This window comes from Streptomyces sp. NPDC041135 (assembly GCF_055592085.1).
This window is the reverse complement of sequence record NZ_JBVIYZ010000006.1, coordinates 297,719-311,831: the sequence shown is the minus strand read 5'-3', so window position 1 is coordinate 311,831 and position 14,113 is coordinate 297,719. Positions and strand designations below refer to the sequence as shown.

Genomic DNA, 14,113 nt, shown 5'->3' with positions numbered 1-14,113 from the left:
CGGCGGGTGAGCTGCCGGGCGCCCTTCGGTGTCGTGGCGGGACGGCTACAGCTTCTCGATGACGTAGTCGACGCACTTGGTCAGCGCCTCGACGTCCGCCGGGTCGATCGCCGGGAACATCGCGATGCGCAGCTGGTTGCGGCCCAGCTTGCGGTACGGCTCGGTGTCGACGATGCCGTTGGCGCGCAGCACCTTGGCGACGGCGGCGGCGTCGATCTCCTCGGAGAAGTCGATCGTGCCGATGACCTGCGAGCGCTTGGCCGGGTCCGAGACGAACGGGGCGGCGTACTTGGACTCCTCCGCCCAGGAGTACAGGCGGGTCGAGGAGTCCTTGGTGCGGGCCGTGGACCAGTCCAGGCCGCCCTGGCCGTTGATCCACTCAAGCTGCTGGTTGAGCAGGAAGAGGGTGGCGAGGGCCGGGGTGTTGTACGTCTGGTTCTTGCGGGAGTTGTCGATCGCCGTCGGGAGCGAGAAGAACTCCGGGACGTGGCGGCCGGAGGCGTGGATCCGCTCGGCGCGCTCGATCGCGGCCGGGGAGAAGACGCCGATCCACAGGCCGCCGTCGGAGGCGAAGGACTTCTGGGGGGCGAAGTAGTAGACGTCGGTCTCGGCGACGTCGACCGGCAGACCGCCGGCGCCGCTCGTCGCGTCCACCAGGACCAGCGCGCCCTCGTCGGCCCCGGCCACGCGCTTGATCGGCATGGCGACACCGGTGGAGGTCTCGTTGTGGGTGAGGGCGTAGACGTCCACGCCCTCCTCGGCCCGCGTCTCCGGGTGGGTGCCCGGGTCGGAGGCGATCACGGTGGGCTCGCCCAGCCAGGGGGCGAGCTTGGCGGCCTTGGCGAACTTGGAGGAGAACTCGCCGAAGTTCAGGTGCTGGGACCTGGCGTCGATCAGTCCGTGGGTGGCGACGTCCCAGAAGGCGGTGGAGCCGCCGTTGCCGAGGACGACCTCGTAACCCTCGGGGAGGGAGAAGAGGGAGCTGATGCCTTCGCGCACCTGGCCGACCAGGTTCTTGACCGGGGCCTGGCGGTGAGAGGTGCCGAGCAGGGAGCTGCCGGTCGCGGCGAGGGCGTCCAGCGCCTCCGTCCGCACCTTGGAGGGGCCCGCGCCGAAGCGTCCGTCGGCGGGCTTGATGTCAGCGGGGATCTGGATATCGGCCACGTGCCGGAGGGTATCTCCTATGCGAAACCGGACGGAACCGTGTCCGTTCGATGAGACGAGATTTCCGAGCCGCGGACTTGTCGGGTTGTACGAGCATTCGAGTGCCGGTGCAGGGGGTGTCCGGCGCGGCTGTGGCGGGGTGTGCGCTCTCATCGCGGGTCGCGGTGGAACAGCGCCGTCGACCAGCGGTAGCCGAGCGCGGTCAGGGCGAGGCTCCAGGCTATGGCGATCCACCAGTTGTCGCCGATCGGGGTGCCGAGCAGCAGCCCGCGCAGCGTCTCGATGGCCGGGGTGAACGGCTGGTACTCGGCGATCGGCTGGAACCAGCCCGGCATCGCGTCGGCCGGGACGAAGGCGCTCGAGATCAGCGGCAGGACGACCAGCGGCATCGCGCTGTTGCCGGCGGCCTCGGCGTTCGGGCCGGCCATTCCCATGCCGACGGCGATCCAGGTGAGGGCCAGGGCGAACAGCGCGATCAACCCGAAGGCCGCCAGCCACTCCAGGGCCGTGGCGTCCGTGGAGCGGAAGCCGATGGCGACGGCGACGGCGCCGACGAGGACCACGCTGGCGAGCGACTGAAGCACGCTGCCGACGACATGCCCGATGATCACCGAGCCGCGGTGGATCGCCATCGTGCGGAAGCGGGCGATGACGCCCTCGGTCATGTCGGTGGCGACGGACACCGCGGCCCCGACCACGGTGCCGCCGATGGTCATCATCAGGATGCCCGGGACGACGTAGGCGATGTAGGCGGCGCGGTCCGGACCGCCGCCGATGCCCGCGCTCATCGTGTCGCCGAAGATGTAGACGAACAGCAGCAGCAGGATGATCGGCGTGAGCAGCAGGTTCAGGGTGAGGGACGGGTAGCGCCGGACGTGCAGCAGGTTGCGCCGCAGCATCGTGGACGAGTCGCGCACGGCGAGGGCGAGGGAACTCATCGGACAGCCTCCTTGGGCTGGTCGGGGACACCGGCGCCGCCGGTCAGGGCGAAGAACACGTCGTCGAGGTCGGGGGTGTGCACGGTCAGTTCGTCCGCCTCGATGCCGTCCGCGTCCAGCAGGTCCAGGACGGAGCGCAGCGCGCGCTGGCTGCCGTCGCTGGGGACGTGCAGCGTCAGCCCCTCGTCGGCGGAGCTTCCTCTGCTCTTGCGGAGCCGGGCGTGGGGGAGGGTGACCGGGCGCAGTGCCTCGGCGGCGGACCGGTACGCGGCCGGATCGGTGAAGCGGAGCCGTACGTGCCCGCCGGGGACGAGCCGCTTCAGCTCCTCGGCGCTTCCCTCGGCCGCGATCCGGCCGTCGTTCAGCACCGCGATGCGGTCGGCGAGTTCGTCGGCCTCCTCCAGGTACTGCGTGGTCAGGAAGACGGTGACCCCACCGGAGACCAGTTCGCGGATGATCTCCCACAGGGAGTGGCGGCTGCGCGGGTCGAGGCCGGTGGTCGGCTCGTCGAGGAAGATGATCCGCGGGTCGCCGACGAGCGTCATGGCGAGGTCCAGGCGGCGTTTCATGCCGCCGGAGTAGCTCTGCGCCGGCTTCTTGGCGGCCTCGGCGAGGTCGAAGCGCTCCAGCAGTTCGGCGGTGGTGCGGCGGCCCTCGCGACGGGAGAGGTGGTGCAGGTCCGCCATCAGGAGCATGTTCTCCTCGCCGGTGATCAGGCCGTCGACGGCGGAGAACTGGCCCGTGACGCCGATCGCGGCCCGCACGGCCCGGGGGTCGGTGGCCAGGTCGTGGCCGCCGACGCGGATCTCGCCCGCGTCGGTCGTGACCAGGGTGGAGAGGATCTTGACCACGGTGGTCTTGCCGGCCCCGTTCGGGCCCAGCAGGGAGAACACGGTGCCCTGCGGCACCGACAGGTCGATGCCGTCGAGGACGAGCTTGTCGCCGTAGGACTTGCGCAGTCCGGTGGCGGTGATCGCCGGCGCCGTGGTGTTCGGCGCGGGTGTCCGGGTGGCAGTCATGCCGCTTCCCTTCCGGGGAGTCAGGGGTGCCTGGGTCACGAGGGTGCGGGGTCAGGGGGTGCCGGGGTCACGGAGGCAGGGCGTGGGCTCAGGCGCGGCGGACGATGATGTCGCCGGCCGCGGTCCGCGCGTACACCTCGACGGTCTCGTCGTCGTCCGCGGGGCCGTCGAAAGCGCCGAGCGAGTTGCGTACCGTGCCGTACTTGGGGTCGAGGTCCAGCCAGGCGGCGGTGCCCTCCCGGATGCCCACCTCGAGGTCGCCGACGGAGGTGCGCAGGTCGATACGGCCGCGGGCCACGTCGTCGACGCGGATGCCGCCGTTGGAGGACGTCGCGGCGACCCCGGCACGGGCGACGCCGATCACGATCCGGCCGTTGGCGCACTTGGCCTCGACGCCGCTGTGCGCGGTGCCGACGGTGATGTCGCCGTTGGCCGCGTTGGCCCTCAGCTCACCGGTGACCTCACCGACCGCGGTGCCGCCGTTGCCGTTCTTGACGGACACCGTGCCGTCGACGGCGCCGATCTCGATCCGCCCCGATCCGGTGACTTCGACGTCTCCGGTCGAGCGGGCCAGGTGGATGTCACCGTGGTCGGTCTTGAGCTGGGCGACGGTCACCTCGTCGACCCGGAGGTCGCCGAGCGAGGTCTTGAGCACGGTCTCGCCGAGCCGGCCGGTGCAGTGGAAACCGCCCATGGCCGTGGTGCCCCGGACGTCGGATCCGGCGGGCAGCTCGACGCTCACGTCGATGGAACCCGGCTTGCCGAACAGGGACCGCTTCTTCTGCGTCCTGACCGTGAGGCGGCCGCCGGTGAAGGTGACCTGCGTCTGCTGTGCGGCCCGCACGTCGAGGTCGTCGCTACCGTTGCTCGGCAGCACCTCCACGACCGTGTCGGTGCGCTTGCCCGCGGTGATCCGGGCGGTGCCGACCTCCAGTTCCAGGGTGACGGAGATCGGTCCGGGGGTCTCGAAAGAAGGCATGGCTGTTCCGTCCTCTTGGCTCGGTTGGGTGAACCCGCTGGTGAGGCGGGGTGTTGAGTGCTGTGAGCGGAGTGCTGTGAGCGGAGGTCCTAGCGGACCCAGCCGGTGAAGCCCCGGCCGCCTTTCTCCTTGCCACGGCCCGGCGTGCTCGGCCGCTCCCCGCCGTCGAGGGCGGTGGCCACGGCCCGCACCAGCCAGGCGTTGACCGACAGACCCTCCGCCGCCGCCGCACTCTCGGCGCGGGCCTTGAGGTGAGCGGGGAGGCGCAGGTTGATCCGCGCCATGGCACCGTCCTCGGCGTCCGCGACCGGCGCCGGCGGCGCGGACGCGACGGGTTCCGAGACCGGCTCCCGGGTGTCGGGGAACGGTTCTGGGGCGGGGGGCGCGGTCACCACGAACTCCGGGTCGAGTCCGCGCAGCCGCACGTCGACCGAGCCGGGCGCCATCTCCCGGGTGACCTCGACCATCGCGTCGGACAGTGCGTTGAGGAGCGTCAGGCGGACGGCGGACTCCAGCGGGGTCGCGAGCCGCTCGGCGAGGGCGCGTGCGTCATCTCCGCCGGCCTCGGCTGCGACGGCCAGCTCCTGCCGGAGGTTGTCGACGTAGGGCGTCAAGTTCATGGCACCATGATGGCACACGAGTGGTGCCATGGCGAGAGGCTTTGGCTCACTCGATGGGCTGAACCGCTGTGAGCTGCACTTCCTTCTACATATTGGTGTGCCGCGGTGGAATTTCCTGGGCTTGGTGGTGCTGTTGGTGGCGAGAGGTGGCGCCCGGCGGCACTCGGTGGCACTCAGTGATGCCACTCGGTGGTCGTGTGGTGCCCGTGTGGCGCCAGGTGGTGCCGTGTGGTGCCACTGGCGAGTCGCACGGTTAACGCCGTGCCGTGACGGCGTCGGCGGCGGGTCGCCGAAGGGTTACCGGTGGGCTTGTATGAGCAATACGGGGTGCCTGTGGACAACTCGGCGTGACCGTCGGTGATCGGATGCATCCTGGGACGCATGACGGATCTCTCGGAACTCGAGGCGGAGCTGCGGCGGGCCGTCCGGGGTGAGGTGGACTTCGGCGTCACCGCCCGGGCGCTGGTCACCATGGACGCGTCCAACTACCGGCGCGTCCCGCTGGGCGTGGTCGCCCCGAGAGACGCCGACGACGTGGCGGCCGTACTGGAGGTGTGCCGGGTGCGCGGGGTGCCGGTGGTGGCACGCGGCGGCGGCACCTCGATCGCCGGCCAGGCGACGGGCACCGGCGTGGTGCTGGACTTCACCCGGCACATGAACCGGCTGCTGGAACTGGACCCCGGCTCGCGTACCGCCGTGGTGCAGCCGGGGCTGGTCCTCGACCGGCTGCAGGAGGCCGCCGCCCCGCACGGGCTGCGCTTCGGTCCCGACCCGTCCACGCACAGCCGGTGCACGCTCGGCGGCATGATCGGCAACAACTCGTGCGGTTCCCACTCGGTGGCCTGGGGCACGACCGCGGACAGTGTGCGTGAGCTGGCCGTCGTCACGGGAGGCGGGCAGCGGCTGCGGCTCGGCCGGAACTGGCAGGGGGCCCCGGACGGGCTGCGGGCCCTGGTAGAAGGAGAACTGGCCCGCCTGCGCACCGGTTTCCCCGACCTGCCCCGCCGGATCTCCGGATACGCCCTGGACGCGCTGCTCCCCGAGAACGGCGCCGATGTCGCCCGCTCCTTCTGCGGCTCGGAGGGCACCCTGGGCGTCCTCACCGAGGCCGCCGTCAGCCTGGTCGAGACTCCCCGGGCACGTGCCCTGGCCGTGCTGCCGTACGGCGACGAGAGCGCCGCCGCGGAAGCCGCCGCCGGACTGCTGCCGCACGGGCCGCTGACCGTGGAGGGCATGGCCGCCGACCTGGTGCCGTCCCCGGCCGGACTGCCCCCGGCAGGAGCTTGGCTGTTCGTGGAGACAGGCGGGGAGTCGGCAGCCGAGGCCCATGCCCGGGCCGCGTCCGTCGTGCGCGCGGCGGATGTCACCGACGCCTTGATCGTCACCGACCTGGCCGCCCAGCGGGCCCTGTGGCGCATCCGGGAGGACGCGGCCGGCACGGCGACCCGGATGCCGGACGGCAGCGAGGCCTGGCCCGGCTGGGAGGACTGCGCCGTCCCGCCCGCCCGGCTCGGCGCCTACCTGCGGGACTTCCGCACCCTGCTGGCGGAGCACCGGCTGCGCGGGACGCCGTACGGCCACTTCGGGGACGGCTGCATCCACGTCCGCATCGACTTCGACCTGCTGACCGAGGCGGGCATCGGCCGCTTCCGCCGCTTCTCCGAGGAACTGGCGGACCTGGTGGTGGCGCACGGCGGCTCGCTGTCCGGGGAGCACGGGGACGGCCAGGCCCGGGCCGAGCTGCTGCCGCGGATGTACGGCGCGGACCTGGTCGCCCTGTTCGAGCGGGCCAAGGCCGTCTGGGACCCCGGCGATCTCCTCAATCCCGGCATCCTGGTCCGCCCCGCGCCACTCGACGCCGGCCTGCGCTTCTCCGTCCTGCCGCGCCGCCCGGTGGACGTGGCGTTCGGCTACCCGGCCGACGGCGGCGACTTCCCGGCGGCCGTCCGCCGCTGCGTCGGGGTCGCCAAGTGCCGTACGACGGAGGTGTCCGGGCCGGCCGTCATGTGCCCGTCGTTCCGGGCGACCGGCGAGGAGGAGCACTCCACCCGCGGCCGGGCCCGGCTGCTGCACGAGATGCTCGCGGGCGAGCTGGTGACGCACGGCTGGCGCTCGACGGAGGTGCGGGACGCGCTGGACCTGTGCCTGTCCTGCAAGGGATGCCGCTCCGACTGCCCGGTCGGCGTCGACATGGCCACCTACAAGGCGGAGTTCCTGCACCATCACTACGAAGGCCGGCGGCGGCCCGCCGCCCACTACGCCATGGGCCGGCTGCCGCTCTGGCTGCGCTGGGTGGCCCGCACCCGTACCGCGCCCTTGGTCAACGCGCTCGCCTCGGTCCCGCCGCTGGCCCGGTGGGCGAAACGGCTGGGTGGGATCGCGGAGGAGCGGGAGATCCCCCGGGTGGCCACCGAGACGTTCAGCGGCTGGTGGCGCAGGAGCGGACGCGGACGCGGACGCGGGCGTGGGCGTGGGCGGTGGGAGGCCCGACGCCCCGTATCCGCGACCGTGCCGCCGGCCGTGACCGTGCCGCCGGCCGTGACCGTGCCGCCGGCCGTGACCGTGCCGCCGGCCGCGACCGTGCCGCCGGCCGACGCCGAGGGCCTGGTCGTGCTGTGGCCCGACACCTTCACCGAGCACCTCTCGCCGTCGGTCGGCCGTGCCGCCGTCCGCGTGCTGGAGGCGGCCGGGTTGCGGGTGGCACTGCCGCCGGCCCGCGCCGCCGGGCGCCCGCGACGCGACCGGGTCTGCTGCGGGCTGACCTACGTCTCCACCGGCCAGCTGGATCACGCCCGCGCGGTCATGCGCCGCACCCTCGACCTGATGGAACCGGTGCTGCGGTCCGGGGCGCCCGTCGTCGTGCTGGAACCCAGCTGCGCCGCCGCCCTCCGCACCGACCTGCCCGAGCTGCTGCACGACGATCCCCGCGCAGCCCGGCTGGCCTCAGCCGTGGTCACCTTCGCGGAGGCGCTGGAACGGCACGCCCCGCACTGGAAGCCCCCTGTTCTCGACCGCCCGGTGGTGGGCCAGACGCACTGCCACCAGCACGCGGTCCTCGGTGACGCCCCCGACCGGCGCCTGCGCGAGGCGGCAGGCCTGAGCGGTGAGCTGAGCGGTGGCTGCTGCGGACTCGCCGGGAACTTCGGCTTCGAGCGGGGCCACACCGAGGTGTCCAGAGCCTGCGCGGAGGAACAGTTGCTGCCGGCGGTGCGGGAAGCGGCCGAGGGGGCGGTGGTCCTGGCGGACGGCTTCTCCTGCCGCACCCAGCTGGAGCAACTGGCCGGGGTGCGGGGGCGGCACCTCGCGGAGGTGCTGGCCCAGGCGCTGGAAAGCGCGCCGCAGGACCCGATCAGGCCAGGGGCGGGGGAGGAGCCAGGCTGACCGGACGCCGAGCGCGGGCCACGCCATGGCGCCGTCCGGGCGGCGGACACGAAAGGTCCCGGAGGCGCGGGACCGCGGGACGGCAGAACCCTTCGTAGGCTGCGAAAAGACTGACGCACAGTCACCTCCCACCCGGCACGCACCCCTCCTGCCCCTCACCTCGTCACAAGGAGCCCGCGCATGACCACCCTCACCCTCCGGACCATCACCCCCGCGGAGCACCTGGCGTTCGTGGCGAGCCGGCCCTCGGCCAGCCATATGCAGCTGCCGTCCTGGGGCGCGGTGAAGCCGGACTGGACGGCGGAGAGCCTGGGCTGGTTCGACACGGACGGGCAGCTCGTCGGGGTGGGTCTGGTGCTGCTGCGCCCACTGCCGAAGGTGAAGCGGTACCTGGCGTACCTCCCGGAGGGGCCGGTGATCGACTGGCACACACCCGACCTGGGGCGCTGGCTCGAACCGATGCTGGCATACCTGAAGCGCCGGGGTGCCTTCTCGGTGAAGATGGGGCCGCCCGTCGTCGTGCGCCGCTGGAGCCCCGAGGCGGTCAAGGCCGCGATCGCCGACCCGGGCGCCCGCCGGCTGGGGGACGCGGAGGCGACGTCGCACGAGCCCCTCGCCCTGGAACTCGCCGGACGGCTGAGCCGGATGGGCTGGCAGCGGACCGAGCCGGGCGGCGAGGACGGCTTCGCCGCCGGGCAGCCCCGGTACGTGTGCCAGGTGCCGTTCGCCGGGAGATCCCTGGACGACATCCAGGGCGGCCTCAACCAGCAGTGGCGCCGCAACATCAAGAAGGCGGACAAGGCGGGCGTCAAGGTCGTGCGCGGCGGCTATGAAGACCTGCCGGCCTTCTACGCCCTGTACACCGAGACGGCCGAGCGGGACCGCTTCCTGCCGCGCCCGTTGGCGTACTTCCAGCGCATGTGGACGGCCCTCACCGCGGAACACCCCGACCGCATGCGGCTCTACCTCGCCCACCACGACGGAGAGGTGCTCGCCGCGGCCACCATGCTCACCGTCGGCACGCACGTCTGGTACTCCTACGGCGCCTCCACCAGCCGCAGGCGCGAGGTCCAGCCCAACAACGCCATGCAGTGGCGCATGATGACCGACGCCCATGGGCTGGGCGCCGCCGTGTACGACTTCCGGGGCATCACCGACACCCTCGAGGAGTCCAACCACCTGCTGGGCCTGCTGCGCTTCAAGGTCGGCGCGGGCGGTGAGGCGGTGGAGTACCTGGGGGAGTGGGACTTCCCGCTGAACCGGCTGCTGCACAAGGCGCTGGACGTCTATCTGTCCCGGCGCTGAGGGCACTCTCAGCTTCCCGGAACAACTCCCAGCTTATCCATGGCTTCTCACAGCGCCCCTTTGCCATTTTTGCCTTTTCCGCTCGCGAGGGGCGTGTAGATTCTTGGTCATCGGGAGCCGGACACGGAATTCCCGGGCCACTGAACCGCGAGACACCAGGAGACGGAATGAGCTTCAAGAAGCTTGCCCCGCTGCCCCCCAAGCCCAAGTCGAAGCAGCTCCCCCCGCCGCCGAAGCCGAAGCCCAAGAAGAAGCACCAGGCGCCGGCGCTCCCCAAGCCGCTGCCCGGCCAGGACCGCTGAACCGGCTGACCGAGCACTGAGGAATCGCTGGGACCGGGGTCGGCGGTGCACAGTCGACCCCTTCCGGCCCGCACCCCTTCCGGCCCGCACCCGGGCGGCGTCCGGGTCCGAGCGGCCGAAAATAACCGAGCGAATAGCAGAAACCGCAGAATTCGGTGAGTCGCGAGAATCGCAGAAATCGCGGAATCGCAGAAATCGCCGAATCGCGGAAGCTGCGGGAATCGAAAGAGGCGGGCCATGCGTGCGGAAGCCGGGAGTGGCGAGAGCGCTGAGGGTTTCGAGGACGGCGAGAGCCTCGCATGCGAGGACACTCCATACGAGGACGCGCCATGCGAGGACACCCCCACCATTCCCGCCCGTGTCGCCTTCCGCCGTTTCTGGCCGCTGACCCGGGGGCTGCGCCGCTGGCTGCTGGTGGTCTGGGTGTGCACGGTGCTCGCCGCGCTCGCGGAGACCGCGGCCATCCTGCTGTTCGGCGACCTCACCGACCACGCCCTCCAGCAGGGCTCGACGACCGCGTTCTGGTCCCCGGCCGCGCAGTGGCTGGGCGTGGCGGTGGTCGGCGCGATCGTCGCGTACGCGGGCAACTCGCTGGCCGCCTGGGTCACGGAACGCTTCGTGATGCGCCTGCGCGAGCACGTCTTCGACCACGTGCAGCAACTGCCCCCGCACTTCTTCCAGCGCCACCGCCAGGGCGATCTGCTCTCCCGCCTGACCGGTGACGTCGAGGCCATCGAGACCATGGTCGTCTCCGGCTGCGTGGGTGCGGCCTCGGCACTGTTCTCCGCCCTCTTCTACGCGGCCGCCGCCTTCTGGCTGCGCTGGGACCTGGCCGCCGCCACCTTCGTCCTCGCCCCGCTGTTCTGGCTCGCCGCCCGGCGCTTCTCCGGGTCCATCAAGGACGTCTCGCGCGAGGGCCGGGTCGCCGACGGGGCGATCACCTCGGTCGTCGAGGAATCGCTGGGCAACATCGTCCTCACCCAGGCCTACGACCGGCGGGACGCCGAGCGCCGGCGGCTGAGCGAGGAGGCGGGGGCGTGGTTCCGCGCCTCGGTCCGCTCCACTCGGCTGAACGAGGCCTATGAGCAGCTGGTCCAGGTCATCGAGACCATCTGCGTCCTCGCCGTCATCGGCATCGGCGCCTGGGAGATATCCACCGGCCGGATGACGCTCGGCCAGCTCCTGGCCTTCGCCGCCTTCCTCGGCTACCTCTATCCGCCCGTCCGGGGCCTGGCCCAGCTCGGTCTCACCGTCACCGCGGCCACCGCGGGCGCCGAACGCCTGATCGAGATCCTGGACGTCCGGCCTTCGGTCGCCGATCCCCGGCGAGGCGTGGAGACCGGCCGCCCCGACGGCACCGTCGAGGTCAGTGGCGTCGGCTTCCGCTACCCCGGGGCCGACAGCAGCGCCCTGGAGGACCTCTCCTTCACGGTCAGCCCCGGCGAACTGGTGATCATCACGGGCCCCAGCGGGGCGGGCAAGTCCACGGTGTCGAAGCTCCTGCTGCGCTTCTACGACCCCGACGCGGGCGAGATCCTCCTCGACGGCCTCCCGCTGCGCGACTTCCCGCTGGCCCGGCTGCGCACCTACGTCACCCTGCTCCCGCAGGAGACCCTGGTCCTGCACGACACCGTCCGCGCCAACATCGCCTGCGGCCGCCCCGGCGCCAGCGAACAGGCGATCGTGGAGGCGGCGAAGGCGGCGGACGCCCACGAGTTCATCCTCGGGCTGCCCGACGGGTACGACACCAGGGTCGACCCCCACTCGGCCCGCCTCTCCGGCGGCCAGCTCCAGCGGCTGGCCATCGCCCGCGCCATCCTGCGCGACGCGCCGGTCCTGGTCCTGGACGAGCCGACGACGGGGCTCGACGCGATGGCCGCGCGCCGGATCGTCACACCGCTGCGCCGCCTGATGGCCGGGCGGACGACCATCATGATCACCCACGACCTGAACCTGGCTCCCGACGCCGACCGCATCCTCGTCGTCGACCGGGGCCGCATCGTGGAGACCGGCCGCCACGCCGACCTCCTGGCGCGCCAGGGCGCCTACTCCCGCCTGCACCGTTCCCAGAACAACGCGGTGATGGACACCGGCGAACTCCAGCTGCCGTTCCCACACGGCCAGTTCCCGCACGGCTTCCCGTACGACGCTGATCAACAGGCCTACGCGGCAGTACCGGCCCAGTCGTACCAATCCCACCAGTACCAGGAGCCCCAGTCCCCCGAGCCCCACCACGCTTGCCCCGCCTACTCGGCGCCCTCGCCGTACCAGGCCCAGGCCCATGCCGAGGCTCATGCTCATGCCCAAGCTCCGGCCTGGTCACCGCAACAGCCCTGGCCCGGCGCGCATCCGGACACCTGGCCCGACATCTGAAACGGGCGCATCTCAGCATCCAGAACAGTTACATAGAGGCCGCACACTCCTGACGACGGTCTACTACCCTGGACTTGGAAGTACATCGCGATGCACGACCGAGATCCGCGCCGACCCCTGGACCGCCCGTGACCACCCCCAGCGCAGCCACCCCGCCGCCCGTACCCCCGGCGGTCACGCCCTCGGGTGCCCCCGTCCCCGCCGGAGGCCCCGGTCGAGGCCGTTCACCCGGCCGGCTCGGCTCGTCCGGCTCGCTGGGACCGGTGGGCCTGGTGCTCGCCGGAGGCATCTCGGTCCAGTTCGGCGGCGCGCTCGCGGTGACCCTCATGCCCCGCGCCGGCGCGCTGGGCGTGGTCACCCTGCGCCTGTTCGCGGCGGCGGTCGTCCTCCTCCTGGTCTGCCGTCCGAGGCTGCGCGGCCACTCGCGCGCCGACTGGGGCACAGTGATCATCTTCGGTGTCGCCATGGGTGCGATGAACGGCCTCTTCTACGAGTCGCTGGCCCACATCCCGCTGGGCGCCGCCGTCACCCTGGAGGTCCTCGGCCCGCTGACCCTCTCCGTGCTGGCCTCCCGGCGCCTGGTCAGCGCGGTGTGGGCGGCCCTCGCCCTGGCGGGCGTCTTCCTGCTGGGCGGCGGGGGTGTGGGCGACCTGGACCCGGTGGGCGTCGCCTTCGCGCTGGGGGCCGGGGTCATGTGGGCGGCGTACATCGTCTTCAGCGCCCGTACGGGCCGCCGCTTCCCGCAGGCGGACGGCCTGGCGCTGGCCATGGCGGTGGCCGCGCTGCTGTTCCTCCCGCTGGGCGTCGCGGCGGCGGGGACCCGCCTGCTCGACCCCACGACCGTCGCGCTGGGTTCCGCGGTGGCGCTGCTCTCCTCCGTACTCCCGTACACCCTGGAACTGCTGGCCCTGCGCCGCCTGCCCGCCTCCACCTTCGCCATCCTGATGAGCCTGGAACCGGCCATCGCGGCCTCGGCCGGCTTCCTCGTCCTGCACCAGACCCTGTCGGCCACGGAGGCCGCGGCCATCGCGCTGGTCATCGCGGCGAGCATCGGAGCGGTGCGGACCCAGATGGGACGGGGACGAGACAGCTCCGACGGAGACGCCCCCGCGGAGACGGTCCAGGGTGAGACGGCCCCGGACCAGGCAGTTCAGGACGAGACGGTTCGGTAACAACTTACCGACCTGCGGGGCAACGCCAACGGCAAGGGCGAGCGGCGGCGCCGGCGGGACGTGCTGGTCCGGCTGACGGACCTGTGGTTCGTGGTGGGCCGGCTGGTGGACCGCTCGGCCCAGTCCGCGCTGGGCGGCGTACTCGACAACTCCGGCGTGCCGGCGGCCTACCGGGCCCCGATCGTCGAGGACAACCTGGACGGCTACCTCAACGAGACCTTCCTCGGGCGGAAGGTGGAGTTCTCCGACGACTCCATGCTGACCATCTACGCCCTCCAGCACGGCAAGGCGGTGCAGCAGCCCACGGCCTTCGCGACCACGCTCATGCCGGACACCTCTCGCAGCTGTTCCGCATGTACACCCGGTGGATGCGCGGCGCCTTCATCCGTACCTTCTGGCGGTTCCGGTATCCGCGCCTGGACAACTACGCCTACTGGGGCCACCTGATCGGCTGGGTGCAGATGGCGCTCTCCACGGTCGTCTTCGTCGCCCTCTTCCTCTACCTGCCGGTCGTGCGGGGGGTGTGGACGTGGCAGCTGCTGCTGATCCCCGTCCTGGTCGGTTACGGACAGGCCCTGCGCTACCTCGGTTTCCGGCGCAGCGACGAGCCGTTCCGCGCCCAGTTCCTGACGTTCCTGGCGGCACCGGTGGCGCAGCTGTTCGCGTTCACCGTCTTCCGAGTCGTGCGCTGGTACGCCATGGCCACCTGCTACCGCACGGGCTGGGGCACACGCCAGGAGGTCGAACTGGACCTCGCACCCACCGGCTGACAGCCGTCCGGCGGCCGCAGCGGCGCCGGCGGCGGCACGTGAACGGCCCGGGAAACAAACCATGCAAGCACGCTTGATTGTTTCCCGGGC

The 14,113-nt window shown here is 72.0% G+C and carries 12 protein-coding genes and 1 pseudogene; 7 read left to right on the top strand and 6 right to left on the bottom strand.

The window, feature by feature from the left end; translation table 11 throughout:
* Nucleotides 1–45: 45 nt before the first annotated feature.
* From serC to ACZ6CZ_RS17140, 5 genes are all read right to left on the bottom strand, one after another.
* Complete coding sequence (gene serC / locus ACZ6CZ_RS17160; RefSeq protein WP_469021192.1) at nucleotides 46–1,164, bottom strand: phosphoserine transaminase; 1,119 nt, start codon at nucleotides 1,162–1,164, stop codon at nucleotides 46–48.
* Nucleotides 1,165–1,313: 149 nt separating this feature from the next.
* A complete protein-coding gene (locus tag ACZ6CZ_RS17155; protein WP_469021189.1) occupies nucleotides 1,314–2,102 on the bottom strand; it encodes an ABC transporter permease in 789 nt (262 codons plus the stop codon).
* Nucleotides 2,099–3,121, bottom strand: coding sequence for an ATP-binding cassette domain-containing protein (locus ACZ6CZ_RS17150; protein WP_469021186.1), 1,023 nt, complete (start codon nucleotides 3,119–3,121; stop codon nucleotides 2,099–2,101). The genes ACZ6CZ_RS17155 and ACZ6CZ_RS17150 overlap by 4 nt, the downstream gene beginning before the upstream one ends.
* 88 nt (nucleotides 3,122–3,209) lie before the next feature.
* On the bottom strand, nucleotides 3,210–4,100 hold the full coding sequence (locus ACZ6CZ_RS17145; RefSeq protein ID WP_469021183.1) for a DUF4097 family beta strand repeat-containing protein: 891 nt from the start codon (nucleotides 4,098–4,100) through the stop codon (nucleotides 3,210–3,212).
* A gap of 89 nt (nucleotides 4,101–4,189) precedes the next feature.
* Nucleotides 4,190–4,720 carry a toxin-antitoxin system HicB family antitoxin gene (locus ACZ6CZ_RS17140; RefSeq protein ID WP_469021180.1) on the bottom strand — a complete coding sequence of 177 codons (531 nt, stop codon included), beginning with the start codon at nucleotides 4,718–4,720 and terminating at the stop codon, nucleotides 4,190–4,192.
* Between the two features lie 381 nt (nucleotides 4,721–5,101).
* On the opposite strand from ACZ6CZ_RS17140, the pseudogene ACZ6CZ_RS17135 reads away from it, so the two are divergent.
* Nucleotides 5,102–6,850, top strand: a pseudogene (locus ACZ6CZ_RS17135) (FAD-binding oxidoreductase); the annotation flags it as partial.
* A gap of 125 nt (nucleotides 6,851–6,975) precedes the next feature.
* Here the strand turns inward: ACZ6CZ_RS17135 and ACZ6CZ_RS17130 are convergent.
* The gene (locus ACZ6CZ_RS17130; protein ID WP_469021651.1) at nucleotides 6,976–7,347 is read right to left on the bottom strand and encodes a hypothetical protein; all 372 of its coding nucleotides are present in this window, start codon (nucleotides 7,345–7,347) and stop codon (nucleotides 6,976–6,978) included.
* Nucleotides 7,348–8,281: 934 nt separating this feature from the next.
* On the opposite strand from ACZ6CZ_RS17130, the gene ACZ6CZ_RS17125 reads away from it, so the two are divergent.
* From ACZ6CZ_RS17125 to ACZ6CZ_RS17100, 6 genes are all read left to right on the top strand, one after another.
* A complete protein-coding gene (locus ACZ6CZ_RS17125; RefSeq protein WP_469021177.1) occupies nucleotides 8,282–9,406 on the top strand; it encodes a lipid II:glycine glycyltransferase FemX in 1,125 nt (374 codons plus the stop codon).
* Nucleotides 9,407–9,573: 167 nt separating this feature from the next.
* A complete protein-coding gene (locus tag ACZ6CZ_RS17120) occupies nucleotides 9,574–9,708 on the top strand; it encodes a hypothetical protein (RefSeq protein ID WP_469021174.1) in 135 nt (44 codons plus the stop codon).
* Nucleotides 9,709–9,945: 237 nt separating this feature from the next.
* The gene (locus tag ACZ6CZ_RS17115; RefSeq protein WP_469021171.1) at nucleotides 9,946–12,081 is read left to right on the top strand and encodes an ABC transporter ATP-binding protein; all 2,136 of its coding nucleotides are present in this window, start codon (nucleotides 9,946–9,948) and stop codon (nucleotides 12,079–12,081) included.
* 128 nt (nucleotides 12,082–12,209) lie between these two features.
* Nucleotides 12,210–13,253 (top strand): EamA family transporter, encoded by a 1,044-nt coding sequence (locus ACZ6CZ_RS17110; protein WP_469021169.1) that lies wholly within the window; start codon nucleotides 12,210–12,212, stop codon nucleotides 13,251–13,253.
* A gap of 60 nt (nucleotides 13,254–13,313) precedes the next feature.
* On the top strand, nucleotides 13,314–13,700 hold the full coding sequence (locus ACZ6CZ_RS17105; RefSeq protein ID WP_469021166.1) for a hypothetical protein: 387 nt from the start codon (nucleotides 13,314–13,316) through the stop codon (nucleotides 13,698–13,700).
* Nucleotides 13,622–14,023 (top strand): hypothetical protein, encoded by a 402-nt coding sequence (locus ACZ6CZ_RS17100; protein WP_469021164.1) that lies wholly within the window; start codon nucleotides 13,622–13,624, stop codon nucleotides 14,021–14,023. The genes ACZ6CZ_RS17105 and ACZ6CZ_RS17100 overlap by 79 nt, the downstream gene beginning before the upstream one ends.
* Nucleotides 14,024–14,113 lie beyond the last annotated feature (90 nt).

Coding starts and splice junctions, on each gene's coding strand:
- ACZ6CZ_RS17155 (WP_469021189.1), bottom strand. CDS start 2,102: ATGAGTTCCCTCGCCCTCGCCGTGCGCGACTCGTCCACGATGCTGCGG.
- ACZ6CZ_RS17150 (WP_469021186.1), bottom strand. CDS start 3,121: ATGACTGCCACCCGGACACCCGCGCCGAACACCACGGCGCCGGCGATC.
- ACZ6CZ_RS17145 (WP_469021183.1), bottom strand. CDS start 4,100: ATGCCTTCTTTCGAGACCCCCGGACCGATCTCCGTCACCCTGGAACTG.
- ACZ6CZ_RS17140 (WP_469021180.1), bottom strand. CDS start 4,720: ATGAACTTGACGCCCTACGTCGACAACCTCCGGCAGGAGCTGGCCGTC.
- ACZ6CZ_RS17125 (WP_469021177.1), top strand. CDS start 8,282: ATGACCACCCTCACCCTCCGGACCATCACCCCCGCGGAGCACCTGGCG.
- ACZ6CZ_RS17120 (WP_469021174.1), top strand. CDS start 9,574: ATGAGCTTCAAGAAGCTTGCCCCGCTGCCCCCCAAGCCCAAGTCGAAG.
- ACZ6CZ_RS17115 (WP_469021171.1), top strand. CDS start 9,946: ATGCGTGCGGAAGCCGGGAGTGGCGAGAGCGCTGAGGGTTTCGAGGAC.
- ACZ6CZ_RS17100 (WP_469021164.1), top strand. CDS start 13,622: ATGCGCGGCGCCTTCATCCGTACCTTCTGGCGGTTCCGGTATCCGCGC.